The organism is Microcoleus sp. T3_A4, assembly GCF_036700465.1.
GTDB lineage: Bacteria > Cyanobacteriota > Cyanobacteriia > Cyanobacteriales > Microcoleaceae > Microcoleus.
Window position 1 is genome coordinate 71454 of sequence record NZ_JAUBOY010000031.1, and the last position, 25299, is coordinate 96752.

At 46.2% G+C, this 25299-nt stretch carries 26 protein-coding genes; 14 read left to right on the forward strand and 12 right to left on the reverse strand.

Features of this window, described 5'->3' with window-relative positions:
* Positions 1-143: 143 nt before the first annotated feature.
* The 3 genes from QUA07_RS18440 to QUA07_RS18450 form a co-directional block, all read right to left on the reverse strand.
* Positions 144-1253, reverse strand: coding sequence for a methyltransferase domain-containing protein (locus tag QUA07_RS18440; RefSeq protein WP_333327646.1), 1110 nt, complete (start codon positions 1251-1253; stop codon positions 144-146).
* Positions 1246-1938, reverse strand: coding sequence for a phosphoribosylglycinamide formyltransferase (gene purN, locus QUA07_RS18445; RefSeq protein WP_333327649.1), 693 nt, complete (start codon positions 1936-1938; stop codon positions 1246-1248). The genes QUA07_RS18440 and purN overlap by 8 nt, the downstream gene beginning before the upstream one ends.
* Positions 1939-2199: 261 nt before the next feature.
* On the reverse strand, positions 2200-2775 hold the full coding sequence (locus QUA07_RS18450; protein ID WP_333327652.1) for a GNAT family protein: 576 nt from the start codon (positions 2773-2775) through the stop codon (positions 2200-2202).
* Positions 2776-2834: 59 nt separating this feature from the next.
* Here QUA07_RS18450 and QUA07_RS18455 point away from each other — a divergent pair, with 59 nt between their 5' ends.
* Positions 2835-3725 carry a sugar ABC transporter permease gene (locus tag QUA07_RS18455; RefSeq protein WP_333327655.1) on the forward strand — a complete coding sequence of 297 codons (891 nt, stop codon included), beginning with the start codon at positions 2835-2837 and terminating at the stop codon, positions 3723-3725.
* A gap of 133 nt (positions 3726-3858) precedes the next feature.
* On the opposite strand, the gene QUA07_RS18460 is transcribed toward QUA07_RS18455, so the two are convergent.
* Complete coding sequence (locus QUA07_RS18460) at positions 3859-4452, reverse strand: DJ-1/PfpI family protein (RefSeq protein ID WP_333327658.1); 594 nt, start codon at positions 4450-4452, stop codon at positions 3859-3861.
* 78 nt (positions 4453-4530) lie between these two features.
* Between QUA07_RS18460 and QUA07_RS18465 the strand changes: the two genes are divergently transcribed.
* Positions 4531-4896: a hypothetical protein gene (locus QUA07_RS18465; RefSeq protein WP_333327661.1), complete on the forward strand. Its 366-nt coding sequence runs from the start codon at positions 4531-4533 to the stop codon at positions 4894-4896.
* 271 nt (positions 4897-5167) lie between these two features.
* Here the strand turns inward: QUA07_RS18465 and QUA07_RS18470 are convergent, their stop codons facing one another.
* Both QUA07_RS18470 and lipA read right to left on the reverse strand, forming a co-directional pair.
* The gene (locus QUA07_RS18470; protein WP_332945736.1) at positions 5168-5314 is read right to left on the reverse strand and encodes a photosystem I protein PsaX; all 147 of its coding nucleotides are present in this window, start codon (positions 5312-5314) and stop codon (positions 5168-5170) included.
* A 126-nt stretch (positions 5315-5440) separates the two neighbouring features.
* Positions 5441-6397 (reverse strand): lipoyl synthase, encoded by a 957-nt coding sequence (gene lipA, locus QUA07_RS18475; protein WP_333327667.1) that lies wholly within the window; start codon positions 6395-6397, stop codon positions 5441-5443.
* A gap of 198 nt (positions 6398-6595) precedes the next feature.
* Here lipA and QUA07_RS18480 point away from each other — a divergent pair, with 198 nt between their 5' ends.
* Positions 6596-7147: a response regulator gene (locus QUA07_RS18480; protein ID WP_333084435.1), complete on the forward strand. Its 552-nt coding sequence runs from the start codon at positions 6596-6598 to the stop codon at positions 7145-7147.
* A 286-nt stretch (positions 7148-7433) separates the two neighbouring features.
* Complete coding sequence (locus QUA07_RS18485) at positions 7434-8525, forward strand: PfkB family carbohydrate kinase (RefSeq protein ID WP_333327670.1); 1092 nt, start codon at positions 7434-7436, stop codon at positions 8523-8525.
* A gap of 185 nt (positions 8526-8710) precedes the next feature.
* Here the strand turns inward: QUA07_RS18485 and QUA07_RS18490 are convergent, their stop codons facing one another.
* Both QUA07_RS18490 and QUA07_RS18495 read right to left on the reverse strand, forming a co-directional pair.
* The gene (locus QUA07_RS18490; RefSeq protein ID WP_333327672.1) at positions 8711-10453 is read right to left on the reverse strand and encodes a CapA family protein; all 1743 of its coding nucleotides are present in this window, start codon (positions 10451-10453) and stop codon (positions 8711-8713) included.
* Positions 10454-11115: 662 nt separating this feature from the next.
* On the reverse strand, positions 11116-11241 hold the full coding sequence (locus QUA07_RS18495; RefSeq protein ID WP_333086272.1) for a hypothetical protein: 126 nt from the start codon (positions 11239-11241) through the stop codon (positions 11116-11118).
* A gap of 229 nt (positions 11242-11470) precedes the next feature.
* Here QUA07_RS18495 and QUA07_RS18500 point away from each other — a divergent pair, with 229 nt between their 5' ends.
* The 4 genes from QUA07_RS18500 (at position 11471) to QUA07_RS18515 (ending at position 15891) form a co-directional block, all read left to right on the forward strand.
* The gene (locus QUA07_RS18500; protein ID WP_333327675.1) at positions 11471-12670 is read left to right on the forward strand and encodes a HEAT repeat domain-containing protein; all 1200 of its coding nucleotides are present in this window, start codon (positions 11471-11473) and stop codon (positions 12668-12670) included.
* A 105-nt stretch (positions 12671-12775) separates the two neighbouring features.
* The gene (locus tag QUA07_RS18505) at positions 12776-13861 is read left to right on the forward strand and encodes a glycosyltransferase family 4 protein (RefSeq protein WP_333327678.1); all 1086 of its coding nucleotides are present in this window, start codon (positions 12776-12778) and stop codon (positions 13859-13861) included.
* A 136-nt stretch (positions 13862-13997) separates the two neighbouring features.
* A complete protein-coding gene (map, locus tag QUA07_RS18510) occupies positions 13998-14759 on the forward strand; it encodes a type I methionyl aminopeptidase (protein WP_006635181.1) in 762 nt (253 codons plus the stop codon).
* Positions 14760-14976: 217 nt separating this feature from the next.
* The gene (locus QUA07_RS18515; RefSeq protein ID WP_333327681.1) at positions 14977-15891 is read left to right on the forward strand and encodes an LD-carboxypeptidase; all 915 of its coding nucleotides are present in this window, start codon (positions 14977-14979) and stop codon (positions 15889-15891) included.
* A 26-nt stretch (positions 15892-15917) separates the two neighbouring features.
* On the opposite strand, the gene QUA07_RS18520 is transcribed toward QUA07_RS18515, so the two are convergent.
* Positions 15918-16466 carry a hypothetical protein gene (locus QUA07_RS18520; RefSeq protein ID WP_333327684.1) on the reverse strand — a complete coding sequence of 183 codons (549 nt, stop codon included), beginning with the start codon at positions 16464-16466 and terminating at the stop codon, positions 15918-15920.
* A gap of 319 nt (positions 16467-16785) precedes the next feature.
* On the opposite strand from QUA07_RS18520, the gene QUA07_RS18525 reads away from it, so the two are divergent.
* Together QUA07_RS18525 and QUA07_RS18530 are read left to right on the forward strand one after the other, a co-directional pair.
* A complete protein-coding gene (locus QUA07_RS18525) occupies positions 16786-17568 on the forward strand; it encodes a hypothetical protein (RefSeq protein WP_333327688.1) in 783 nt (260 codons plus the stop codon).
* Positions 17569-17923: 355 nt separating this feature from the next.
* Positions 17924-18061 carry a hypothetical protein gene (locus QUA07_RS18530; protein WP_333327691.1) on the forward strand — a complete coding sequence of 46 codons (138 nt, stop codon included), beginning with the start codon at positions 17924-17926 and terminating at the stop codon, positions 18059-18061.
* Here the strand turns inward: QUA07_RS18530 and QUA07_RS18535 are convergent.
* Positions 18058-18561 (reverse strand): YetF domain-containing protein, encoded by a 504-nt coding sequence (locus tag QUA07_RS18535; RefSeq protein WP_333327694.1) that lies wholly within the window; start codon positions 18559-18561, stop codon positions 18058-18060. The two genes, QUA07_RS18530 and QUA07_RS18535, sit on opposite strands and share 4 nt — an antisense overlap.
* 315 nt (positions 18562-18876) lie before the next feature.
* Here QUA07_RS18535 and hemE point away from each other — a divergent pair, with 315 nt between their 5' ends.
* The 4 genes from hemE (at position 18877) to QUA07_RS18555 (ending at position 24431) form a co-directional block, all read left to right on the forward strand.
* Positions 18877-19941: a uroporphyrinogen decarboxylase gene (hemE, locus tag QUA07_RS18540; protein WP_333327696.1), complete on the forward strand. Its 1065-nt coding sequence runs from the start codon at positions 18877-18879 to the stop codon at positions 19939-19941.
* Between the two features lie 295 nt (positions 19942-20236).
* A complete protein-coding gene (locus tag QUA07_RS18545; protein WP_333327699.1) occupies positions 20237-21202 on the forward strand; it encodes an NAD(P)-dependent oxidoreductase in 966 nt (321 codons plus the stop codon).
* Between the two features lie 433 nt (positions 21203-21635).
* Complete coding sequence (locus QUA07_RS18550; protein ID WP_333327702.1) at positions 21636-23228, forward strand: B12-binding domain-containing radical SAM protein; 1593 nt, start codon at positions 21636-21638, stop codon at positions 23226-23228.
* A gap of 306 nt (positions 23229-23534) precedes the next feature.
* Positions 23535-24431, forward strand: a complete 897-nt coding sequence (locus tag QUA07_RS18555) for a M48 family metalloprotease (protein WP_333327705.1) — start codon at positions 23535-23537, stop codon at positions 24429-24431.
* Between the two features lie 128 nt (positions 24432-24559).
* On the opposite strand, the gene QUA07_RS18560 is transcribed toward QUA07_RS18555, so the two are convergent.
* Positions 24560-24943: a type II toxin-antitoxin system VapC family toxin gene (locus tag QUA07_RS18560; protein ID WP_190743312.1), complete on the reverse strand. Its 384-nt coding sequence runs from the start codon at positions 24941-24943 to the stop codon at positions 24560-24562.
* Between the two features lies 1 nt (position 24944).
* Entirely contained in the window at positions 24945-25166 is a 222-nt protein-coding gene (vapB, locus tag QUA07_RS18565; RefSeq protein ID WP_333225032.1) for a type II toxin-antitoxin system VapB family antitoxin, read from the reverse strand.
* Between the last annotated feature and the right edge of the window lie 133 nt (positions 25167-25299).

Here is a 25299-nt window from a genome sequence, read left to right on the forward strand (position 1 = left end):
ACCCCTACTCCCCACAAGAAGAAAACTCCATCTTTGTGGAACAGGCATCTTGCCTGTTCTTAAGAATGGTGCAAGATGTGAGTTAGACCGCGTTATTTTATCAATCATGGATCAACTACATTGTGACGCACCCTACTAACTCTTTACAAGCGTTTAACAAGTATCCACCGCAACTCTAACGGCGGTGTTTGTTGCACAGAAAATAAATCGCGCCCGCTAGCCCAACTGACAAACCAAGGTGTCGGCGGCCACGCAGAGTCAGGCAAATGTTTCTGTTCGTATTCAATCACAGATTCATCAGAAATAATTTCTAACGGCAAACCCTCTATTGCTGCTTGCAATTCTTGTCTGGTAATCAGATAAGACCAACACAATTCAGACATTTGTTTTGCCATCTCGTCGGGTTCGTAACCCTCTACAGCTAAGAAAGCACTGAATAATATAAACCCGCCACTTAAAACGGCATCGGACATTTTGCCCAGGAACAAACGAATTTGTTCGGGGTAGCGGAAATGAGAGAGAACTTCGGTAGCAATGGCTAATTTGTACCGATAAGTTTTCATCCTCAATAATGGATCTAAAACGTCGCCTTGGGTGACATTTATCGGTAAGTCTTCGGCGGTTGCGGCGGATGATAGCTTCTCGGCAAATATCGGTGTTAGTTCGATCGCATCCACGGAATGGCCTAACCTTGCTAAGGGCAAACTATTGCGCCCTGGGCCCGCACCAACATCTAAAATAGGTGCTTTTCCCGGTTCGCCTAATTCGGCGGCAATGACGATGACTTTGGCATCGGGATGGCTGCCGAATAAAGGTTCGGGGCGAATATCCGGCCAGCTATGATATTTCTGGGCCATTGATTCGATTTGAATCTTGGTATTCAGAGTAATGCCGCCAGCTAAACCGCTTTGGGAATTGGCGGGAAAGTATGAGACTATGAGATTAGCATGGGGGGAATTTTTGAATCCTTCTGCTAAGGCGTTGGCGATTAATGTTCGCAAGTTTTCGGCTTGGGCAGCGTCGATATTTTGTCCGAGAATGTTTAAGAAGTCTGAGAGTAATTTAAGATAGTCGTCTAGCATCGATGGCAAGCAAGGCAGATAGAATTCTCCCTTGAGGCCGATGCTCCTTTTGAGTCTTTCTTTGAGAATTAATTTCAGGCGATTGGAGTCTGTCAGCGGCAGGCCTATTTCGGGTGATTCGCTGACAGGCAATTCCGGGGAAGATACAGCACTGGCAAGGTTTTTAGTCACAATGTTTTTGATTAGATTCGGCAATAAGTGCGATCGCACCGAGCATAATCTTGTGCTCTTGCACCTGAATTCGAGCGTGCAGTGTTTCTGCGGTATCATCAGGCAATACCGGCACCGCAGCCTGCATTAAAATCGGCCCGCTGTCTACTTCTAAACGGGCGATATGCACCGTACATCCGGTGATTTTAACCTTGGCAGCTAGTGCTTGCTCGACGGCCCGAATTCCTGGGAAACTCGGCAGTAAGCTGGGGTGAATGTTAATAACGCGATCGGGAAAAGCACCAAACAAAACTTTGGTAACAATTCGCATCCAACCCGCCATCACGACCCATTCTACATCATAATCTTGGAAAGTTTTGACAATTTTTGTATCTAATTCTTCGCGGCTTTTGCAGTCGCGGTGATTGAGTAGAATCGCGGGAATGCCGTATTTTTCGGCTCTGGCTGCGGCTTTGGCTTCGGGGTTGTTGTAAATTAATACTGGGATTTGAGCGTTGAGTTGTTGGTTTTGGATGGCTTGGGCAATTACCTCGAAATTGCTGCCGCTTCCTGATGCCAAAACTCCTAATTTTAACGGAGTGTGAGCGGGAGCGATCCTCTTCGAGGGCTTCGCTAACGAACTTTTGCCAATCTCAGGAGAAATCAGGCAGGCATTGGAATTAACAGATACTGGATTAGCGGTCATTCGATTTTAGATTTTAGATTTTAGATTTTGGAGGCGACCCCACGCATCAATTCGGGGGCTTGAGGATTTTAGATTTTAGATTTTGGATTGATTCCACGGATAAATCACGTGGCGGGTACCATCAAGAAATTCGCTTGTCATAAAGATAAAAACTATTCACTCGTATTCTACTATAGAGGTAAAGGGTGCTTGGTCGCACTCTACATGGAGATATTGGCTAAGTCCTAAGTATATTTGGTTATGTGACTTACTGATTCAACCCTATTCTACAATATTACCAAAAAACTCTTCCCTGAGAATCGAATAAAGTTTTAGATCCCAATATCTGCCTTTTACAAATAGCTGCTGTCGCAATATCCCTTCCAATTGCATCCCCACTTTTTCCATCACCCTAGCTGAAGCAATATTGTTAACTTCACATCGAGCCACAATTCGATTCAGCAACATCTCCCGAAAACCGAATTCAATCACTGCATTGACAGCCTCGCTCATGTATCCTTCGCCCCAATATCTTCTAGAAAGTGCGTAGCCAATTTCCGCGCGGCTGTGCGTCATGCTCCATTCCACAAATCCGCAAGTGCCGATAAATTTTTTCTCGGCTTTGTGGACGATTCCCCAATCTACCAGCTCTCGTCTTTTGTACATTTTAGTAATGGATTTTAGAAAGTATTTAGTATCTTCTATCGATGTGTGAGTTGACCACATTGTGTATTCTGATACTTCCGGGTTGCAAGCATACTCAAACATATCGCTAGCATCGTTTAAAGTAATTTTCCTGAGCAGGAGCCTTTCAGTTTCTATAGTGGGTAAATGAGCTAATATATCGAGAAGATTCATTTTGACATTGACCTATATTGTGATACCATTTAAAACTAAAAGCTAAAATTTACAAGCCAATGGTTCGGATTAAATTTGGGCGTTTTAACTGGTTGGATAATGATGCGATCGCAGCTTGGACTTTCTTGGCCCCAGCTTTGCTGTTTTTGGGTACTTTTTTGATTTGGCCGATCGCCTATTTATTTTACCTCAGCTTTACCAGCGGCAGCTTTACCCAGTCGGGAGTGCGTTGGATTGGCTTCAACAACTACTGGCGTCTAGTCACAAACCCGGATTTCTGGCAAATTCTCCAAAACACGCTCTATTTTACTACTGCAACAGTCATTCCCAGTTTAGTGATTCCATTGGGTTTGGCAGTTTTGCTAAATCGCTCGTTTGCTTGGCGAGGATCTCTCCGCACCGCTTATTTTATTCCTTCGATTACCTCTTTAGTTGCAGTTGGCTTGGGTTGGCGGTGGTTGTTTCAAACCGAAGGCCCGGTGAATAATGCGCTAAATGCGATCGGCTTAAATCCAATTCCTTGGCTGAGTAGCACAGTTTGGGCAATGCCTGTGATAATTCTGCTCAGTGTTTGGAAACAATTAGGCTTTAATATGGTAGTATTTTTAGCAGGATTGCAAGCAATTCCGGTAAATCGTTACGAAGCGGCAGAATTGGATGGAGCTAATGCTTGGCAGCAATTTTTGTACATCACTTTACCCGGTTTGCGGCCGACTTTAGTATTTGCTACCGTGACTACTGCTATTTTTACTCTGCGGAGTTTCGAGCAAGTTTACGTCATCACCGGCGGCGGCCCTTTGAACTCTACTAATTTGCTAGTTTATTATATTTACGAGCAAGCTTTTTCGCAATTTGATTTTGGCTATGCAGCCGCTGCGGCAACTTTCCTGATGGCTATAGCTTTGATATTAGTCTATTTACAACTAAAAGTTTGGGGCGAAGATGCTTGATATCACATTGGGTAGCATCCTTCGTGTATGGGCGGGGCGCGTTTACGAGATTGTTTGTTTTAGGCATGATGGTTAGTAAACCCCCCCTACGATCGCACAAATTATACAATTAACCATCATGCCCAATGCCTAATTACCCATTCCCAATTTTATATTCCATGTACTCTGCTGTTTGTTCGGCTTGTGCTGTTCCCAAAAGCTTGCCGACAACGTGCAAAGACATATCAATTCCCGCAGCAATTCCCCCAGAAGTGATGATTTTGCCGTTATCTACAAATCGCTGATTTTCGATAATAGTTGTGTTGGGCGCTAATTTTTTCAATAAACCTAATGCCTGATGGTGGGTAGTTGCTTCCAAACCTTTCAACAAACCAGCTTTTGCCAAAAGCAGCGAACCCGTACAGACAGAAAGCACTAATTCTGCTGTTCGCGCACAATCTTTGATCCAATTAATAACTGCTGAATTATCGATTAACTTTCTCGTACCTTGTCCTCCCGGTACAATTAAAATATCCGGTGGCGGACAATCAGAAATGGTGCAGTCGGGATTTATGCTCAAACCATTACGGGCGTTGACAGCACCGGGATCTTCGGCTACGGTAGAGACTGCAAAAGGTCGCTCGCCCTTACTTAATTCTGATGTCACCGAAAACACTTCAAAAGGCCCTGCAAAGTCCAGTACCTCGACATCATCGAACATTAAAATAGCTACGTTCCTAGTTGTCATAAGACCTACTTCTGATAGAGGCAAAAAATCTCGGCGATTTGTTATCGTAGAACAGGTATAATTTAAATTATTAAAGCTATGCCGAAAAATATTCGCCATCGCGCCATAAAAATTTGTCTTTTGGGTCTGGCTTGCGCCTTAGCAATTGCTGTTGCGCCAATTGTCACGCCCGCTCAATCCACAAGTCAATTAGAGTTTCGCATTACTCAATTAGAAAGGCAAATTTCTGAACTCAGGGGACAAATCTACAGCTTGCAGAACCAAGGTTCTAGAGTTAACCGGCCTCAGTCTCCTTCCCCTTCCGGTTCGGGTCGCACAAATCCTGGAACGCTGTCGGGAGACCCGATGTTTGATAATTTAGCCACTTTGGCAATTGAAACTAAGCAAGATGTTATTAAAATTCAAGAGCGGTTGTCAAAGCTAGAAGCGTCGAGAAATCGCTAGAGAAGGATGAAGGATGAAGGATGAAGGAAGGAAGGGGCGACACGGATACACGGATTAATTATTGAGCAAAAGTAGGGAGTCAGGAGTCAGGAGTCAGGAGTTAGAAGTCAGAAGTAAGAGGGAAGAAGGAAGAATTCAGTAGTCATTAGTTAGAAGGATGAAGTCATATTCTCGCCAACTCAAAACTCAAAACTCTCCTCCTCTCCCTCTCTCCCATTCTCTGACGTTGAGGTCGAGAACAGCAGGGTCTGCTAAAAATTAACTTGCAGAACTATTCAATGATATGGAAATAAAAGGCTGCAACCACAAAATTGATGGCTAACAACAACAGAAACCAGCCTGCGCGAAAGGTGTAAGGGAATTTGCCCGTTTTCATCACGGAGTCGGATTTTAATTGGTTCTTCGCTATCTCTGCCATAGGTAAAGCTCCTAATTCATAATGTCACTCTATTTACAAATAGCAGAGAGCGTCGCACTTATGCACAATCCTCTAGAGTTATTTTTTGTAACAAGGAGTTTATACCGAGTGGAATTCAAATTAGTTTCAATCGCTCTCTCCGGCGTGGTAGGAACTGCGGACGAGAGGCCCCGATCGCACGCGCTCAAACCCCATCTCCCGCGCGATCGACCCAAAACGGTCAAATTCGGCTGGCGTCCAGTATTTACGCACTGGGAGGTGCTCTAGAGATGGTCTCATGTATTGACCGAGAGTGAGCCGATCGCACTTGGCGTCCCGCAAATCAATCATCGCTTCGACTATCTCGGCTTCAGTTTCCCCGTGCCCCAACATCAAGCCGGATTTGGTGGGAATAGTTGGGTCATATTGCTTAACAATACGCAGAACGTCGATCGAGCGATCGTACTTGGCCCCCCTCCGCACCGGCCCTTGCAACCGACGCACCGTCTCAATATTGTGGTTGTAACAAGCGGGTTTAGCCTCCACCACCGTGCGAATCCGCTGTCGCTGTAACTCATCGAGGCCGGAATTCTCCCCCTCTGAACTCCTCCCCATTCCCCCCCAAAAATCCGGCGTCAGTACCTCAACTTCAGTATGCGGGTTCAAAAGGCGGATTTGGGCGATCGTCCTCGCAAACCAACCCGCACCCCCATCCGGCAAATCATCCCTCGCCACCGAAGTCAGCACCGCATAGCGCAAACCCAACAACTGCACAGCCTCCGCCACCTTTTGCGGTTCCTCCGGGTCGAGGGGCATCGGAGAATGACCTTTATCTACTTGACAAAAAGCACAAGCGCGGGTGCAAGTCTGCCCCATCAACAAAAAAGTCGCCGTTTTTTGCGCGTAGCACTCGCCCCGGTTGGGGCATCTCCCCTCCTCACAAATCGTGTGAATTTGCCGCTGTTTGATAATTTTTTGCACTTGGGAAAGTTCGCTAGCTTTGCCAACGGGCCTACGCAACCATTCGGGCATCGCCTCGATTTCACCCCGCATTTGGGCGGCAACTGCTTTGACAGTAGGAGTTTTAGGAGTTTGGGGCGACATAAAATTAAGTGGCGATTGAGTTAATTCCTTCGATCGTATCCGAAATCAAAGCCCCTGAACTTGTAGAACTATCACCCGAAATCAGAATCGCGCCGACGTGCAACAAAACTAAACTCGCCCAGAATTATGGGTAGAATTCTGTTAGGGATATACTGAAGGTTGCAAATCATCACTCATTCATTACTGAAGGAGTCAGTCGTGGCTGGTCAAAAAATCTTGGTAATCGATGACAGTAAAGTCATCCGCCTCCGAGTCCGAGAGATGTTGCCTCAGGGTAACTTTGAAATTCTAGAAGCAAAAGACGGCGAAGAGGGACTCAAACTGATCCGTCAAGCCCGGCCAAATCTAATTATGTTAGATTTCCTACTGCCCAAAGTCAGCGGTTGGGAAGTGTATCAAAAAGTGCAAGCCCATCCTGAGCTTTCTAAGATACCTTTGGTGATCATGTCGGGCCGCGAAGAAGAGGTGATGGAAAAAATTCCGAAACCCTTTGAGAAGCATTTTTTTGCATTCATCGCCAAACCGTTTGAGAAAAAGCAGCTAACCGAGGCGATCAAATCGGCGATGGTACTGGCCAAAAAGAAACCAGTGCCGGAAGCCCCAGCAGCCGCCGCTGCACCCAGCTCTGGAGCGGGCGCCGCCGAAATTCAGGCGATGACTGCGAAAATGGCGAAAATGCAAGCGGAAATTGATGCACTCAAAAAACAAATGACTCAGGTGATTACGATTATCAAGCAGAAATTGAAATAATTCTGCTGTTTTTTGAAGGCACTTATGTAGAAGGAAACTTCCACACCGTGAAACTTTCAGTTGAGTCTCAAAGGCTGCGATTTTATCCGCATTTTTTTGCCAAATTGTTTGAGCGAGTGCGATCGCCAATAGCCTGCAACTGGTTTATCAAAATCCCAGTGAGAAAATCAATTAAAAGTTAAAAATAAAACAAGGGAGGAAATTAATTATTAATTAATATTAGGATTTTTAATTCCCGCTCGTTCCACACTCAATTATCAACTCCTCAGTCTCATTTTTTTGGTTAATGACTAACGACTATTCCGATTTTTTGCCTCAACTGCGTGCCTCAACAGAGCAATTATTGAAAAGATTAGACTGCTTCGATCAAGCGCAGGTATTAGCGATCGGAGATTTGACCTTGGACGAGTTTCTTACCGGACAAGTAGAGCGAATTTCCCGCGAAGCACCTGTGTTGATTTTGCGCTACGAAAATACTCAGCAAGTACCCGGAGGTGGCGCAAATGCTGTCTATAATTTAGCCAAACTGGGAGGCAAAGTAAAAGTTGCTGGTTTGGTGGGAAAAGACGACCAGGGAAAGGCTTTGTGCGGTATTTTTGAGGCGGCGGGAATTGATACGGGTGGGATTTTAATCGATTCGCAGCGTCCAACTGTCACCAAAACTCGAATTTCCGGGCACGCGCGGCAGTCGGTGACTCAGCAAATTGTTCGAGTCGATCGCAAATCGGACGAGTTGCCGGATTTAGATTTGCAGTTGCAACTGGCAGACTACATCCGGCAGCAAATACCGACAATAGATGCCGTGGTTTGTTCCGACTACGGCGACGGAGTTTTGACGAATTTGGCGATCGCATCGGCAGTGGTTCCCGGCAAAACAATTGTAGACGCTCAAACCAATTTGCAGCGATATTCTGGAGCAATGTTATTTACTCCGAACTTGCCCGAAGCCGAGCAAGCCGTCGGATATGCTATCAAAAACCCTCAAACTTTAATGCAAGCAGGACGCGATTTATTGAACTTAACTCAAGCTCAAAAAATCCTGATTACTCGCGGCGAAGAAGGGATGACTTTGTTTGAAAGAGCCAACGGCGAAGAAATCAAAAATTCACCCCCTCCAACATCCATTTGTGAAAAGGGGGAATTTGCCATTCAAAGTTGGGACATTCCCCCTTTTAACAAGACTGATGTATTCGACGTAACCGGTGCTGGAGATACAGTTGTAGCAGCAATGACTTTAGCTTTGTGCGTCGGTGCATCGGGTTGGGAAGCGGCAGTTTTGGGCAATTTAGCGGCTAGTATTGTCGTGCGTCAGTTCGGTACGGCAACGACGACTGTAGAGGAGATGAAAGAAGCTTTGAAAGCAATGATTGATGACTAATTATTGGTAATGGGGAATCGGGAATTGGGAATGGGGAATGGGGAATTGGTTATTAGTTATTGGTTATTTGTGATTAGTTATTGGTTATGGGTTATTGATTATTAGTTACTCGTTACCCATGCCCCATGCCCCATGCCCCATGCCCCATGCCCCATGCCCCATGCCCCATGCCCAATTGCCAATAACTACTTACTTTTTTTCAAAATTTGCCCCTTGTCATCAATTGTCAAACCGCTATTGGGAAAATCGCTCTTGGTCAAACGGTTAATCAACCCCACACTTCTAAATTTGTTATCAACAGCCGGAACACCTCGCCCGTCAAGTTGGACGGGGATAATCTTACCAGAAACAAAATCCCCTTGCGGAGTCATTTTCACATCCAAAATTAGAGATTGACCGAGTGCTCCTGCTGTAGACAAAGTGCGATAACCCAAAAAATTTCCCAGAGAGTAAGCAATCAATTTACCTTTATAAAGTTCCATTGCTCGCGGAACGTGCGGGCCATGTCCCAAAATCAAATCAGCTCCCGCATCAATCATCGTCCGCGAAAACAAAACCATATTTCCCCGGTTTTCTCCGTAAAAGAACTCAGTTTTATTTCTCACATTGATAGCTCCCGTTCCTTCAGCTCCAGCATGAACTGATATCACTACAATATCAGCGTTTTCCTTAGCTTTTTTGACAACTTCGGCTCCCGCTTTCAGTTCCAGCAAAGAATTGTGAACGTCGCCGTAGTTGCTGAAACCGATAAATGCAAAATTCACACCCTTGACATTTTGATAAACAATTTGATCTCTTTTACCGACAGCCTTCATGCCATTGCTGTCGATGTTTTTAATCGTGTCCTTAAATCCCTGCTCGTTAAAATCGTAAGAGTGATTGTTGGCAATACTCAAAATATCAAAACCAACATCTTTGAAAATTTTCGCATAACTCGGAGGCGTCCGAAAGGCAAACAGCATTCGTCCGCCGCCTGCTTTGGAACTGTAAGGATAATCGGTCATCGTGCTTTCAAAATTGCCAAACAGAATATCAGCTCCTTTGAGGTACGGTTTTACCGACTCTAATAACATCTCTTTTTTTGCCGGCAGTTTGTTGTAGGGATAATTTGTGCCGGGGATCATGTCGCCAACTGCTTTGATACTGACAGTTGCGGGCAAAATGGCAGGTTTTTTGGCAGCCGGGGAGGGCGATTTTGGAGCGGGAAGGGGTTTGGCTGCGGGTGTCGAGCTCACTTCTTGTACCGCAGGCTTTGACGTGGGAGGGTTATTAGTAGCGGGGGGTGAGGATTTGTAAAGTTGAGAAGCCAGTACAAGGCCGGATATGGGTACGAGAATTAGACTCAGAGCACCGACTGACAGCCCTGATTTTTTAGTTTTAGTGCCTGCTAATGCTGGCTGCGGCGATGGCTTTTGCTGCCTTTGGTTTGGGGGTTTTGGAGTTGGGATTTGAGGGGGTTGGGGCGGAGATTTTTCTGGTGTTTGAGGGGGCGCCGTTGTGACATTTTGAGTTTTTTCTAGCTTGGGCAAAGTCACAGGAATGGGAGAAGCGGCTACACTAGCAGCTACTGCTGCACTCGCAGCTACTGCTGCATTCACGGCAACTAATGGACTCACGGGTACGGAAGTCAAGCGTTTTTTTAATTCTACTGTCTGAGTCCAAGCGGGCAATTGCTCGCCGTCGCGCCGCCCGTAAACTGTCACTGAGTAAAGGTTATTTGGTTGCAGCCGCTGCAACCCTTTGACTGCGACTCGGAGACAGGCTTCTTCTGCGGGTAAATGTTCTGCTTCCAGCAGCAGGTGCAGGGTGTCATTTTCCCGGCTGGCTTTAGCCGTGACGCCGAAGCTTTGGAGTGCTTGGCTGATCAGAAATGCGATCGCCCTGGCATCGCCTTCTTTTGCTAAATTTAAAATATCTTGTTGGCTCACAAACGCCTCTACTCTCACACTAAAAATTTAGCTCGATCTTATATCAAATTTGGCGGCACAGCATTAAATACCGATTGATTTAACTTAACTAAGTGGGTACAAATAAACAGAACGTGGGGACAGGGCGCGTGCGTGAAAGGGTATACTCGCTCTCACTATAGCAATCCTTGCAGGAGTCGTAAACTTTTTACCCTACCCCAACCCTCCCCTTATCAAGGGGAGGGAGTAAGAAATTCACAAATGATGCGAGGATTGCTATATAGCTCCTAACTAAATCCGACCCTACTTTTACCAGATAGTAGGATTTTTGGCGCTTGCTAGCTGAATACAATATTTCCTAACGGTTATCTTAGTCGATCGCCCAAACACTTCTATCCGGGATAATTGCCCCCTGCAAATTAACATCGGTCAAATCAGCGCTCTCTTTCTTACAGCATTTTTGGTAAATAAAACTGGTTTGTGAGCGTCGAGAGTGTGTCCTGGAATGTACGGAAAATATGCAGTTTAGCAGCGAAGAATTAACGAAAAAACTGGCTTTCTCGTTACCAGTGCCAATCCCCCTGTCCCACTTGAGCCCAAATTCACACAAAAACGATCGACCCGCAGGCTCGGAAGCTTGTTAAACTCTTGGTCATGTCACGCTATTGGTGAGAAATCGACGGCTAGCCACAATCGTCTGCTAACGCCCCCGCAGTGCTGGGCTGCGGGGCCTGCATTGCACACTGCACGTAGGTGAGATTAGCTGCAATCAACTTTCGGGATGCCGCTGCTAAAGTCGCGGCCGCCAATGTAGTTGTTCGTTTTAAACTAATTAAACTAATTATTTAAAGGAGTGGCACGTCAATGACACAATTGTGCTTATAATATCTGGCTCGGTGCCCTCTCAAACCAGGGTTTTTCGCTAGTCTGGTGGTATTTGTGAGTTAGTTAAGCCCATAGCAGCTAGGATCGAGCTAACTCAAGGTTAAACTAAAGCTCGTCATGCGGCGTTGCCTCTCAAAACCCGGATTGAGTCTTATGGCGCATTACCGCTCCTCTGTATGTTTGTTCACCTGCATTGCCTGTCTGGGCGCTGCGTTCAGTCCAAGTGCCGACGGAGGGCAACAGGTACTCAATGCCTCTGCGCGTGCTGTTTCCCAAGAAATTGCTCAGGCGAACTCTCCCCCGGACGATCGCCAGGATTCCAAGCCTCCAAAACCGTCTCCAGCGCCCGATAAAAACAAATCTCAGCCTTCCAAAACGTCCAAATCTAATTCTAAGATCCCGAAATCGGTATCCAATTTAATCGTCATTTTGTCTCGTCAGCGGGGGTTCTTAATGTTGGGTTTGGCAGCAGTTGTCGTCACGGCAGCGGCAGTATTTATCATGCTCAAATTAGTTAGCGGTGACGAGTCAAATTATTCTAAGCGAAGACGGGGAAGATTTGAGCGCCACAACCCAAGAAACTCTCAATTTACTAATAATCCCGATTTTCCTACAAACTCGCACGCAATTACACAGCACAAAGCTTCTTTTGGGCTATCAAAACCGCTGTCAGCCTTGCCCTACCCTTTGGATTTGCCAAAAGACAACAGTATCGAGAACAGCGATCGACCTTTTCCGTTAAATATGGAATCCGGGGAACCTGAATCCCAGGATGCAGCAGTCGAGGGCGATCGAATTAATTCCGACACCTCGCCCTTGGAAACTCACAGCAACGGATACAGTAACACAGGTTTCAACATTCCCGAAACAACTAATCAAACCGATTCCCTAGCTAAGAAGAAAGGTATTGCCCTTCCCGAAACGGATGGTAGACCTAAAGTTGATATTATTGAAGCACTGATTGAAGATTTGCAGCAGCTAAATCCGGCAAAGAGAGGCAAAGCAATTTGGGAACTAGGTCAGCGGGGAGATTCCAGAGCAGTTGAGCCGTTGCTCGATTTGCTAGCAAATTCCGACTCCAAGCAGTACAGTTTAATTTTGGCAAGTCTCTCGGAAATTGGCATTCGCACCCTCAAACCCATGAATAATGCGTGGTCAATTTCGCTGCAAAATGAAAATCCCGAAGTGCGTAAAAATGCAATTCGCGACTTGACGCGGATTTACGAATTGGTGAATCAAATCAGTTACTTGTTGCACCGTGCGACGGACGATCCAGATCCAGAAGTTCAGGAAACTGCTCGCTGGGCAATCAATCAGTTGAATCGCATCCGTCCGCGTTCTGGGATGGATTAATAAACGTAGCAATTTTCAAATAATTTGAACTTAAGATTTGAAATGGGAAATTGATAATTTAGATTATGTTAAAATTAGTGAATGCTGATTAATGACTAATGACTAATGACTAATGACACTTTAAAACTATTGTTCCTGTCAACTTCGGTCGGTAAACTCGGTTCGGGGTTGGGTGGCGGAGTCGAACTTACAGTCCTTAACATCGCTAAAGAATTACAGACGCGCGGTCATAAAATAGCAGTTGTAGCACCGATAGGTTCAATTTTAGAATCAATTCCAGTAATCGAAATAACGGGTGATTTGCAAGTAACCGCCCAAACACAAGATTACAATGATCCTATTGTGATGCCCGCCGATTCTGTGCTGGCGAATATGTGGGAATATGCTCGCCAAGTTCAGGATGAATGGGATGTCATTGTTAATTTTGCCTACGATTGGCTACCGTTTTATTTGACACCATTTTTTAGGACTCCGATCGCACATTTGATCAGCATGGGCTCCCTTTCCGCCGCCCTCGATCGCATAGCCGGACAAACCGCCCTCCAGTTTCCTGGTACGATCGGAGTTCACACCGCTTCTCAAGCCAACACATTCGCCTTTGCCGATGAATGTCAGTTGTTGGGAAATGGCATAGATTTATCCCTGTACAAATTTTGCGACAAACCGCAGTCTAAATTAGCTTGGCTAGGCCGCATCGCCCCGGAAAAAGGCTTAGAAGATGCAGTAGCAGCAGCGAAAATTACAGGTATTCCCCTGAAAATTATGGGCAAAATGCAAGATGAGGATTATTGGCAAAAAATTTGTGCAGATTACCCGGATGCTCCGGTAGAATATTTAGGGTTTCTGACAACAACTCAAATGCAAGAGCAAGTCCGTCAGTGCCGAGCATTGTTGATGACACCGCGCTGGGTGGAAGCTTTTGGAAATGTCGCGATCGAGGCTTTAGCGTGCGGTGTACCTGTGATTGCTTACAAGCGCGGGGGGCCGGCGGAAATTGTTCGAGACGGGCTGACGGGCTTTTTAGTGGCTCCTGACAGTGTAAATGGCTTGGTAGGTGCGATCGCCCGCTTAGACCAAATTGACCGCAGCGCTTGCCGGCGACAAGTAGAGGTAGAATACTCTTTGGAAGCTTTGGGCGATCGTTGTGAACACTGGTTCAAATCTATCACTGCTAGTAGGGTGCGTCAGTAATAATACTGGCCAATTTTTAGAAAGATTCGCTGACTGACGCACCTTACAAGTTTATGGAACAGCAATTCAAATCTATTCTCAAAGTGAGTTAAATAAACTCTTAATTGACTGCCCAAAAAAGAAAACAGAAAAAACTATGGCAACCGAACGTTTAGTGCTTTTATCCAGTAGAGAAATCGAAAAAATGCGCCAAGCAGGCCGTTTAGCGGCCGAACTTCTGCTACATCTCGAACCGATGGTTAAACCGGGAGTAAGCACTCTAGAAATTAACGATGAAGCCGAACGCTGGACTTTGGCACACGGAGCAAAAAGCGCTCCGCTAGGCTATAAAGGATTTCCTAAATCTCTGTGTGCTAGCGTCAATGAAGTAGTCTGTCACGGCATCCCTAATGCTAAACAAATTCTTAAAGAAGGTGACATTATTAATATTGATGTAACACCTTTAGTTGATGGTTATCATGGCGATACTTCCAAAACTTTTTTTGTGGGCCAACCTTCACCTGTAGCGAAAAAGTTAGTTGAAGTAACCGAGGAATGTTTAAGAAGAGGAATTGCGGAAGTCAAACCGGGTGCCCGTACCGGCGACATCGGTGCAGCAATTCAAGAATATGCTGAAGCACAGGGTTTTTCGGTAGTGCGAAATTTTGCGGGGCACGGGATTCACCGAGTCTTTCACACTGAACCGGAAATTTTGCATTACGGCAAGCGGGGCACAGGAAAGAAGCTCAGACAAGGCATGGTTTTTACGATCGAGCCGATGATTAATGAGGGTACTTGGGAAGTGGAAATTCTCGCCGATGGTTGGACTTCTATCACCAAGGATGGAAAGCTTTCGGCTCAATTTGAGCACACTCTGGCTGTGACTGATTCTGGGGTGGAAATTCTGACTTTACCTTAATTGTTGACGGTTGACTGTTGACGGTTGACAGTCAATGGTTTGCCATCAACTATCGCTCGCAATCTTTTGACTCAAGAACAAATCGATCGAGTGCATCCTTTATTAAATGAACTTTCACCAACACTTAATGCCTATCTTAACTCACTAAAACAAAAAGCCAAAGGTTAACAATCAACCGCAAACAGTCAACAGTCAACAGTCAACAATCAACCTACTAATGACTAACATAAAATTTCTGCAACCAGGAGATTTGCTCAAAGTAATTGCCCCTAGTGGCACTTTGCGAGAATCAACCAACTTTGAAAAGGGTGTAGAAATTTGGAAATCTCGCGGCTATCGACTTGAATTAACACCGGGTTTTGACGATCGCTGGGGCTATTTAGCCGGTTCCGACGAAAACCGCGTCCGACAGCTAGCAGATGCCCTCAATGACCCGGATTGTCGCGGTATTCTCTGTGTTCGAGGCGGTTTCGGCAGCACTCGACTTTTGGAAAAAGGAAATGTGGGAAAGGCGGAAAATTCCCAATTTCCAACTCCCGATTCCCATTCGCCGAAATGGTTAATCGGCTTTTCCGACATTACTGCTTTGCTGTGGAATCACGACAAATTGGGGATTTGGGGTGTTCACGGGCCGATGCTGACAACTTTGGCGGATGAACCGGATTGGTCTGTCGATCGACTTTTTGACTGCATCGAAGGTCGTCCCTTACAATCTTTGCAAGGTAAAGGATGGGGCAGCGGAAAAGCCACCGGGCGGCTGTTTCCGGCGAATCTGACGGTGGCTTCTCACTTGCTCGGAACCCCGTATCAACCGGATTTGACGGGGGTTATTCTCGCATTTGAGGATGTTTCCGAGGCTCCTTACAGGGTCGATCGAATGCTGACTTTGTGGCGGATGGCGGGGGCTTTCGCAGGCGTGCGGGGCATTGCTTTGGGGCGCTTCAGTCGCTGCGAGATTGAGCCGAGTATTCCCAGTTTTAGCATTGAAGAGGTTTTGCGCGATCGGCTGGGGGATTTGAATATTCCGATTGTCTCGGATTTGCCCTTCGGGCACGAGGGGGTTAACGCTGCTTTACCTATGGGAATTATGGCGAGTCTTGATGCTGATTCGGGATTGCTCAGTTGCGGGTAAAAACTACTTTTTAGATAGCCTGAAAATCATTCATCAAAGTTCTGTAAAATAATTGTCGATTTCAGAATATTTAAGGTGCGTTCTGCATGGTAGCGAAAAAGAAACAGAAATAAAGCATAGGATGAGAGTAAAACTATCAGGAAAAATGGGAGGATTTCTAAGGGTGGTTTTTCGGTGACAAAGAAAAATACAAGCCAACCCAATCCCAAAAACAGTAAAAAGACAATAGATAAAGTGGGAATAGTCATCTTCAATGGCAACACCGAACCGCCTTCAATGTCTTGAATTTGTCCTGTCGCCACCAAAAGCCCTCTCCAATCTCCGCCAGTTATTGTCGCGCGGAGGAAATCACCATCAAGCTCGATTTGGTAGCAGTAAAGAATTCGGCTCCCCCCTATTATAGCTTTGCGAACGATTAAACCTGTACGAACTTTGGCAGCAAGCCGTTGGCGGACTATTTTTTTGGAAAATGGTATATGAAGGGTTGCTTCCCGGTAGGGCAAGAGCGAGTATAATAGTTTGAAGAACGGATTTAAATTTAATGGCATAGCAAAAAACACGAGCGTGAATTGCATCAATTGCCACTACCTAATTCTAAGCAGCGATGTTTCATTCTATCAAAGTTTTCAAGCTTCAACGACTATAAGTAAATCTACGGAGGTTTTGGGCGATCGACATTGTGCGATCGCAAATCGCGGGAGGTTTGCCCGTACGGTCACGCTATATGTAGAGGGGTGGCGTAACTCCTGCCCGATAATAGTTTACAGCAACAAAATAGTCCAGTCGGGTGAGGCTAACACTAGATAGCCAAAATTACATTTAAAATGGATTATATGTGCAAATGTCGCTGCCAACACAGCAAAAAGATTTTAAAACTTTCGCAAAGAGGTTGATATGAGAACACACAAGTTGTTAAACAGTATTGCTGCCGCAGTCCTAGTTACGGGATTGGCACTTACGGGGATTTCCTCAAGTGCTGTTGGCGAACAGATAGGGAATAACGATCGCATTGACGGAGTAATTCGCCGCACTTCCCCGATTTACCGTTTCCGAAATATGTGGGTTCCGGGATCTCCGACGGAAGAATTGCGTGGTCAAGAATACACCTTTAGCGCGAGGGAAGGCGACAACATTGAAGTGTTTTTAGATACAGATAGAAGTCGCGGTTTTACTCCCGTCATGGTGCTGTTTTACGGGAACAACAAACAAGTCGCTTTTACGCAAGACCGTTCTTTTAATTATCAAATTCCCCGCACTGGCGATTATAAACTGTTAGTGTTAGCAAAAGATGCAGCCAGAGGCGGTAGCTACACGCTGGAAGTTTCGGGAATTGATGGGGGCGACAGACGATCTCGCAATTCGCGGGACGATTGGTACACGAGGCGAGATAGCGATCGATATGACGGTCAATATGACAGAGCACAGCTTCTGCAAGATGATTTTGACTTGCGGCCTGTTGATTGTCGCGAGAGACGTTCTATGGTGAGAGTAAGGTTTGACGAGGGTAATCAAGATTCAACTTACTGCGCTGTCCCGAATAGAAGGTTTCCGGCGGGAGATTATTACTACAATTCGCGGACTAGAAATTTAGACTCGGCGCGGCGGAATGATAGTAGATTCGATGCGGGCCGAGATCAATGTCGGGTAGTGGTGGGCGGAGTTTGTGTGACGAGATAGTTTCGATTTAACTCAATTGGCGTAAGTCCCACACCGTAACTGTACCCGGTTCGGTGTTGGGATATAAGCCAAACAAAAATATAGAAAGAGTGGGCATATAGAGTTGATTTGAGTTAATATATAGATGGTTGCGACCCACTTACTCGGCTGTAATAACAAAACGGTCATAGTAGCAGTAATATGCTTACCGGGAAACTGCGAGAGAAAGGAGGAAAAGGCAGACCGCTGGTTAGTATGGTATGCCCTGCTGTAAAAAATAACCCATGTTTGTTGTACGAAAAGAGTTTTTGGTCTTAGGAAATAGGACTTCTGCGTGGGTTCCCTACGAGGGATAAAGGGCGTAAAAGCCTTTCTTATGCTGTGTAAGACTCCGATCGTCTTTGATGACGAATATTCAGCAATGAATATCCCCAATAGAGCGACGGCAAACGAGACACGAAGCCCGAATTATCACGGTACTCCGTTTAGTTTGGGTATTTCAGAGATCGACTAAGTTACATCTTTGAGAGCCGAGCGCGAATTGTTTGGAGATTTTTTGACAACGCTCATGCTGCCGTCGGTTTCTAGCACGACTGCTTCGATTTCTTCGATCGACGCGCTGCCCGTCCCCCGAATCGCCGCCCGAATTTCCTCTTCACTCACGCGCTGCTGCCGCATCGCCACAGGCAGAAATTGGCCTTGGTTGAGCAGCATAGTAGGTTCGGCTTTGATGAGATTTTTTACCCACTTTACCCGCACGGCAAGCCAGGTGACGATGAATTGCAGCCCGATGAGTAAGCCGAGGGCGAAAACGCCCTCGACCAACGAAACGTCTTTTGACATGATGACAGTCGCCAGCGTGGAACCGAGCGCGATGGTAACGATGAAATCGAAGGCATTCCACTTCGACAGAGTTCGCTTGCCGGAGGCCAGCAGCAAAAAAATCAGCGCGGCGTAAGCGGAAATGCCGAGCGTCAAAATCCGAATTATTTCCAACCAATTGTCAAAAAACATATTTTTATTTCGCCGTGCTGATTTTGGACGCTTCGCTGCTGCGCCAGTCCTAGATGCTTCGTCTGCTTGAGGTCGCGGTCGCGGATTCTGTTAGTTTGCATTGTCATTGTAGCAGAAGCGTGGATGGGAAAATTCCCTATTAGCAATAGTTTCAGCTATTAAGAATTCCTTAACCGTGCCAGAAGGTTGCTATCGAACTCAGCCACTCCCCTCATCTCCCTCCCCGCTGACAGATGAATTTTTTGTCAAAAAGGACGATCGCACAGTGGTAAGCTACCAAAGGCATTGAAATATCTAAGGTAGAGAAAAGTTAAAATGTCGGCATTAAATGAAGTTCCCTTGTTGTTGCGGGCAGCCCGCGGCGAAACCCTAGACCGCCCGCCCGTGTGGATGATGCGTCAAGCCGGCCGCTACATGAAGGCTTATCGAGATTTGCGAGAAAAGTATCCCTCGTTTCGCGAACGTTCCGAAATCCCCGAAGTGGCGATCGAAGTTTCCCTTCAGCCGTGGCGCGCGTTTCAACCCGACGGCGTAATTCTGTTTTCCGATATTGTCACCCCGATGCCCGGTTTGGGGATCGACATGGACATCGCCGAAGGCAAAGGCCCGATTATCCACTCACCCATCCGCACTCAGCAGCAAATCGACGCGCTGCAACCGCTGAACCCGGACGAAAGCTTGCCGTTTATCAAAACAATCCTGAAATCCCTGCGCGAAGAAGTCGGCAACAAATCCACCGTGCTCGGTTTTGTCGGCGCGCCGTGGACTTTGGCGGCCTATGCGGTTGAGGGCAAAGGTTCTAAGGATTATGCCATCATCAAAAACATGGCATTTTCCGATCCAACTTTACTGCATCAGTTGCTGTCGAAATTCGCCGATGCGATCGCCGTTTACGTGCGCTATCAAATCGACTGCGGCGCGCAAGTAGTGCAAATGTTCGACTCCTGGGCTGGCCAACTCTCCCCGCAGGACTACGACACCTTCGCTCTACCTTACCAGAAACAAGTATTCGAGCAAGTCAAAAAAACCCATCCCGACACCCCGCTAATTCTGTTAGTCACCGGTAGCGCCGGCCTCCTCGAACGCATGACAACATCCGGCGCGGATATCATCAGCGTCGATTGGACAGTGGATATGGCCGACGCGCGCAAGCGTTTGGGCCCGAATATGAACGTTCAGGGAAATCTCGATCCCGGCGTTTTGTTTGGTTCTCAACCGTTTATTCGCGATCGAATTCTTGATACAATTCGCAAAGCGGGCCCGCGCGGACACATCCTCAATTTGGGACACGGCGTATTACCGGGTACTCCCGAAGATAACGTGCGTTTCTTCTTTGAAACCGCAAAACAAGCCGACAAATTGCTTGCAGTTGCTGCTTGAAATTGATTGCGAACTGGTTTTAACTGGTTCCCCGGCTCTGCCTGGTGAACCCATATCCAGAGGCTCTGCCTCGCGTAAAATGGAGGCAGAGCCTCCTGATCTGCCTTACCAGGTCAGAGCCTGGTAACGAGTAACAACCCCTGACAAATCTCGCTTATAACCGAGTAGAGATCCCCCTAAATCCCCCTTAAGAAGCGGGACTTTGACAATAATCTTGTCCCCCCTTAAGAAGGGGGGCGAGGGGGGATCTTAGCCTCAGCATCAAGTCAAAAAAACCCTCTTCCCCTGCGGCAAAATGAACTCAAAAAAAATTTTTGTGACGGGTGCAAGTGGCTGTATCGGTCACTACATGGCCGAAACTTTGATTCAAGAAACAAACCACGAACTTTACTTATTAGTTCGCAACCCAGAAAAATTAAAATTTGACTGGAAAGCCCGCCCCGGCATCCATATATTACAAGGCGATATGCGAGATATCGAGCAACACGCCGAACTTTTGCAAACAATTAATGTCGCAATTTTAGCTGCCACTGCTTGGGGAGGAACTCAAGAAGTGTTTGACGTTAACGTAACGAAAACTCTCCAGCTAATTCAACTACTTTCGCCACAGACTTGCCAACAAGTAATTTATTTTTCAACCGCCAGTATTCTCGGTCGAGACAACAATTTGCTGAAAGAAGCCGGAGAACTGGGGACAGATTATATTAGCTCAAAATACAACTGCATGGTGCATTTGTCAGCTTTGACAAATGTGCCTCCAATTACGGCACTTTACCCGACATTAGTACTGGGAGGAGACGCAGAAAAACCAGTCTCTCACTTGTCCTCTGGTCTGCCACTTGTCGCAAAATGGATTGGTTTGATTCGCTGGTTTAAGGCAGATGGCAGTTTTCACTTCATCCACGGCGCAGATATTGCTAAAGTAGTTAATTATTTAGTTCAACATCCGCCTGCTTCCGAGGAAACGCGACATTTTGTGCTAGGAAATCCCCCGATTACAGCTAACGAAGTGGTAGAACAAGCTTGCAAGTATTTGAATAAAAACATATTTTTTCGGATTACTCTGTCACCTTGGCTAGCCGATTTCTTTATTTGGCTGTTCCGAATTCAAGTGGCTGCTTGGGATAGATTTTGCATCAGCTACCGCCATTTTACCTATCAAAATCTTGTGAATCCCGAAAGCATAGGAATGCCGAGTTACTGCGGCACAGTTGCCGATATGTTAAGAACTAGCGGGATTCCCGGCAAAGATTCAAATTAGAAGGAAGAGGGAAGTTCGGCAGCGGATTTTATAACGGATGTAACGGATGTAACGGATGTAACGGATGAATGTTGAGGAAAAAGGAAGAGAAAATGTGCATTAAACAACTAATGTAGGGTTCTTATGGCGCACCAAAGCAGTAATTTACTGTTTCCAGTTTTTTTTGCCTTAATCCCATGCTTTTTAAATGCGATTATCGTCAATTAAGGGTCAAATACGATAAGATATCAGCATTTGCAAACTTTAACAGGGAACTGCAAGCTAAAAATTGCGCTCATTGTGTGTGGCTTAGGGGGTGTCACCCCTCGCCAGATATTTGATCGAGTGCAAGATCGTAATTTTAGCCTTAACATGAAGTCTTGAGAGTCGATCGAACTCTCACGCCCCGCCAGCCCGATCGCAAGTTGTTTACTGATGTGAGGTTTAACATATAATGCGAGTTCTTCTAGTTTACCCGCTGTTTCCGAAAACATTTTGGTCTTACGAGAAAATCCTAGAATTAGTTGATCGTAAAGTGCTGCTGCCACCGCTGGGTTTGGTAACAGTAGCAGCTATTTTACCCCAAGAATGGGAATTTAAGTTAGTCGATCGCAACATCAGACAAATCACAGAAGCAGAATGGGAATGGGCAGAGCTCGTTATTCTGTCCGCCATGATTGTCCAAAAAGAAGATTTGCTAGACATCATTCGCGAAGCAAAACGGCGCGGTAAATCCGTAGCTTGCGGAGGCCCCTACCCCACTTCCGTACCCGAAGAACCTCAAGCAGCGGGCATAGATTACCTGATTCTCGACGAAGGCGAAATCACCTTGCCGATGTTCGTCGAAGCAATCGGGCGTGGCGAAAAAAGCGGAATTTATCGATCGGACGGCGTAAAACCCGATGTTACCACAACCCCCGTTCCCCGCTTCGACTTGCTGGAATTAGACGCCTACGACTCGATGTCGATTCAATTTTCGCGCGGCTGTCCTTTCCAGTGCGAATTCTGCGATATCATCGTCCTCTACGGCCGCAAACCTCGCACCAAAAACCCCCAACAATTGATAGCAGAATTAGACTATCTCTACAACTTGGGGTGGCGGCGCGGCGTGTTCATGGTAGACGACAACTTTATCGGCAACAAACGCAGCGTCAAACTGTTGCTAAAAGACTTAAAAGTCTGGCAAGAAGAACACAAATTCCCCTTTACTTTCAACACAGAAGCATCCATCGACTTAGCCCAAGATCAAGAATTGATGGACATGATGGTTGCTTGCAATTTCAATGCAGTGTTTCTAGGGATTGAAACTCCCGATGAAGAAAGCCTGCAAATGACCAAGAAATTCCAAAATACCCGCAATTCCCTGATCGAATCCGTAGAGTTAATTGCCAAATCCGGTTTGCGAGTAATGGCCGGATTTATCATTGGATTTGACGGCGAAAAACCCGGTGCCGGTCAGCGGATTGTCAAGTTTGCCGAAGCAGCAGCCATTCCGAGCACAACCTTTGGAATGCTGCAAGCTTTGCCGCACACGGCATTGTCCCACAGACTAGCAAAAGAAGGGCGGTTGCGCGACAAATCTGGCAACCTCAACCAGACTACCTTGATGAACTTTATCCCGACGCGGCCTCTCGAAGATATTGCCCGCGAATATGTCGAGGCATTCTGCGAAGTGTACGATGCTGAGAAATATTTAGACCGGACTTATCGCCATTTCTTAATGTTGGGTGCACCTACAGCAAAGATACCTGCGAGAGTTCCCAGTTGGATCGATTTGCGAGCACTGCTAACTGTGGTTTGGCGGCAGGGAGTCAAGCGCAAAACTCGCTGGAAGTTTTGGCATCATTTGTTCAGCATTCTCAAGCGCAATCCTGCAGTTTGGGATCACTATTTGACAGTCTGCGCTCACAACGAGCATTTCCTGGAATATCGCCAGATTGTGCGGGATGAAATTGAAGCTCAATTGGCTGAGTTTTTGGCTAATGAGTCTCAAACTGTATATCAAGAACCTGTTGCTGTTGAGGAAAAGGAAGTGCAAGCGGTTTAGGGTTGGAGAATTAAACCGCAGATGAACGCAGGTAAACGCAGATGAAAGTAAGATTGTCTGCGTTTATTTTGTGGATTGGATCTGGTTTCCACTCAGAGCCTGGAAATGTCATATCCTGCGACTCTACCGCCTTGTGAGAGCAGGCGACAGAGCCTCCCGAGGCATTCCCAGTTTCTGACAGAAAACTTGAAATACTACTATTGGCTGTAGCATTTATTTCGGCAGATAGAGGCGCGATCGCCCGCAACTATGAAAATCTAATTACAAGATAAAAAATATCAAAATAGCGATCGCCCTCAACCCGCCATGCTAGGAACAAATCAACTCAGAACAGCCGCTCTCTTAGGACTCCTAAGCGGCCTTCTCGTTTTAGGAAGTTATTATTTAATCGGCAACGAACAAGGACTTTACATCGGTTTAGCGCTAGCCGCCTTCTCAAGTTTTAGCTCTTGGTACTATTCCGACACGGCCGCGTTAATGGCTTACCGCGCTCAGCCGATCGCCCGCAGCGAAGCACCAGAAATCTACGATATGGTAGCATCGCTGAGCGAAAAAGCCCAAATTCCGGTGCCGAAAATATTTCTAGTTCCCACTCAATCTCCGAACGCCTTCGCAACAGGAAGAGACCCGGAACACGCAACAATAGCAGTTACTGAAGGCATCATCAAGCTGCTTTCCCGCGAAGAATTGGAAGGCGTTTTAGCGCACGAACTCACGCACATCCGCAACCGCGACACCCTCACTCAAGCAGTTGCAGGAACAATTGCCGGGGCTATTACATTTGTCGGGCGAATACTGACTTTTGGAGCGCTTTACGGCCCGGTAACGCGGGATAGCAGACAAGGCGCGAATCCGTTTGGTTTGCTGTTTTTAATCATTTTAGCACCGCTATCAGCAACCGTAATTCAATTGGCGATTTCTCGGACGAGGGAATTTGCAGCCGACAGCGGTGCGGTGGAAATCACAAATAACCCGATCGGCTTAGCAAACGCCCTGCAAAAATTAGAGAAAATGGGTCATGAAATTCCGATGCACGGCAATCCTGCGATGTCGCCGCTGCTAATTGTGAATCCTTTTTCGACTAAAGGTTTGCAGTCACTTTTCCGCACTCACCCGCCGACAGAGGATCGCATTCAACGCCTTTTGGAAATGGCGCAGCAGCAGCAAGGTACTCCAGTTATGGCTTACATAAACGGAGTTTGATCGGTCAAAAATGCAGCAACAATATGGAGAAACCCGGTGTTTTGAAGCAGCCGGGTTTCTGTATGTTTATTTTGTTTTTGGTTATTAATTAGGTAGGGGCGATCGCTAGTATAAAATTTTTGCCTTCTTTATGACCAAACTCGCTGAATTGGATAAGCATCAAAAGCCTCATCGCGACTAATCAAAACCAGCGAATGATTCATGGTCTGTGCTACCAGAATGCGATCGAAGGGATCTCGATGATGCAGAGGAAGACCTGCGTAAATCTCAGTGTCTTCCAGTGTAATTGGTAGAATTTGAGCGTTAATGTATTGCAATTCCTTCGGCAGGTCTTCAAATGGTCGATTCAGGTGAAGCTTACCGACATTAATTTTAATAGAGATTTCCCACAGGCTGGCAATACTAAAATATAAACCTGTTTTAGTATCGATCGCTTCTTTTGCTTTACTACCTAGATTGGAATCGCCAAGCAAATACCACAGAAAGGCATGAGTATCTAAAAGGGATTCCATGTTACATATATTCCTTTAAATCTTCCAGGGGTTCATCGAAATCATCAGACATAACGATCTGACCTGCCCAACTACCATAACCATGAGGTTGTTCAATTTGTTCGGGAGATGATTCTGTTTTGGCGTGTTTTTCAAGTAGATATTTTGCATAATGCAATATCTCTTGTTTGAGAGATTCTGGCATTTTGACGACCGTTTGAAAAATCTGTAGCTCGATAGTCATGATTTCTGTACAATTTTTACTATGTCATATTCACCAATTCTACTGTAATTGCAGTCATATCATGTCCGGGAACACGCCCATAGTAAAATGAATAAGTATGCCTTCAGTCGCCAGCATCCACGCTCTCCCATGC

Coding starts and splice junctions, on each gene's coding strand:
- purN (WP_333327649.1), bottom strand. CDS start 1,938: ATGACCGCTAATCCAGTATCTGTTAATTCCAATGCCTGCCTGATTTCT.
- QUA07_RS18450 (WP_333327652.1), bottom strand. CDS start 2,775: ATGAATCTTCTCGATATATTAGCTCATTTACCCACTATAGAAACTGAA.
- QUA07_RS18455 (WP_333327655.1), top strand. CDS start 2,835: ATGGTTCGGATTAAATTTGGGCGTTTTAACTGGTTGGATAATGATGCG.
- QUA07_RS18460 (WP_333327658.1), bottom strand. CDS start 4,452: ATGACAACTAGGAACGTAGCTATTTTAATGTTCGATGATGTCGAGGTA.
- QUA07_RS18465 (WP_333327661.1), top strand. CDS start 4,531: ATGCCGAAAAATATTCGCCATCGCGCCATAAAAATTTGTCTTTTGGGT.
- QUA07_RS18470 (WP_332945736.1), bottom strand. CDS start 5,314: ATGGCAGAGATAGCGAAGAACCAATTAAAATCCGACTCCGTGATGAAA.
- lipA (WP_333327667.1), bottom strand. CDS start 6,397: ATGTCGCCCCAAACTCCTAAAACTCCTACTGTCAAAGCAGTTGCCGCC.
- QUA07_RS18485 (WP_333327670.1), top strand. CDS start 7,434: ATGACTAACGACTATTCCGATTTTTTGCCTCAACTGCGTGCCTCAACA.
- QUA07_RS18500 (WP_333327675.1), top strand. CDS start 11,471: ATGGCGCATTACCGCTCCTCTGTATGTTTGTTCACCTGCATTGCCTGT.
- QUA07_RS18505 (WP_333327678.1), top strand. CDS start 12,776: ATGACTAATGACACTTTAAAACTATTGTTCCTGTCAACTTCGGTCGGT.
- map (WP_006635181.1), top strand. CDS start 13,998: ATGGCAACCGAACGTTTAGTGCTTTTATCCAGTAGAGAAATCGAAAAA.
- QUA07_RS18515 (WP_333327681.1), top strand. CDS start 14,977: ATGACTAACATAAAATTTCTGCAACCAGGAGATTTGCTCAAAGTAATT.
- QUA07_RS18520 (WP_333327684.1), bottom strand. CDS start 16,466: ATGCAATTCACGCTCGTGTTTTTTGCTATGCCATTAAATTTAAATCCG.
- QUA07_RS18525 (WP_333327688.1), top strand. CDS start 16,786: ATGAGAACACACAAGTTGTTAAACAGTATTGCTGCCGCAGTCCTAGTT.
- QUA07_RS18530 (WP_333327691.1), top strand. CDS start 17,924: ATGCTGTGTAAGACTCCGATCGTCTTTGATGACGAATATTCAGCAATG.
- QUA07_RS18535 (WP_333327694.1), bottom strand. CDS start 18,561: ATGTTTTTTGACAATTGGTTGGAAATAATTCGGATTTTGACGCTCGGC.
- hemE (WP_333327696.1), top strand. CDS start 18,877: ATGTCGGCATTAAATGAAGTTCCCTTGTTGTTGCGGGCAGCCCGCGGC.
- QUA07_RS18545 (WP_333327699.1), top strand. CDS start 20,237: ATGAACTCAAAAAAAATTTTTGTGACGGGTGCAAGTGGCTGTATCGGT.
- QUA07_RS18550 (WP_333327702.1), top strand. CDS start 21,636: ATGCGAGTTCTTCTAGTTTACCCGCTGTTTCCGAAAACATTTTGGTCT.
- QUA07_RS18555 (WP_333327705.1), top strand. CDS start 23,535: ATGCTAGGAACAAATCAACTCAGAACAGCCGCTCTCTTAGGACTCCTA.
- QUA07_RS18560 (WP_190743312.1), bottom strand. CDS start 24,943: ATGGAATCCCTTTTAGATACTCATGCCTTTCTGTGGTATTTGCTTGGC.
- vapB (WP_333225032.1), bottom strand. CDS start 25,166: ATGACTATCGAGCTACAGATTTTTCAAACGGTCGTCAAAATGCCAGAA.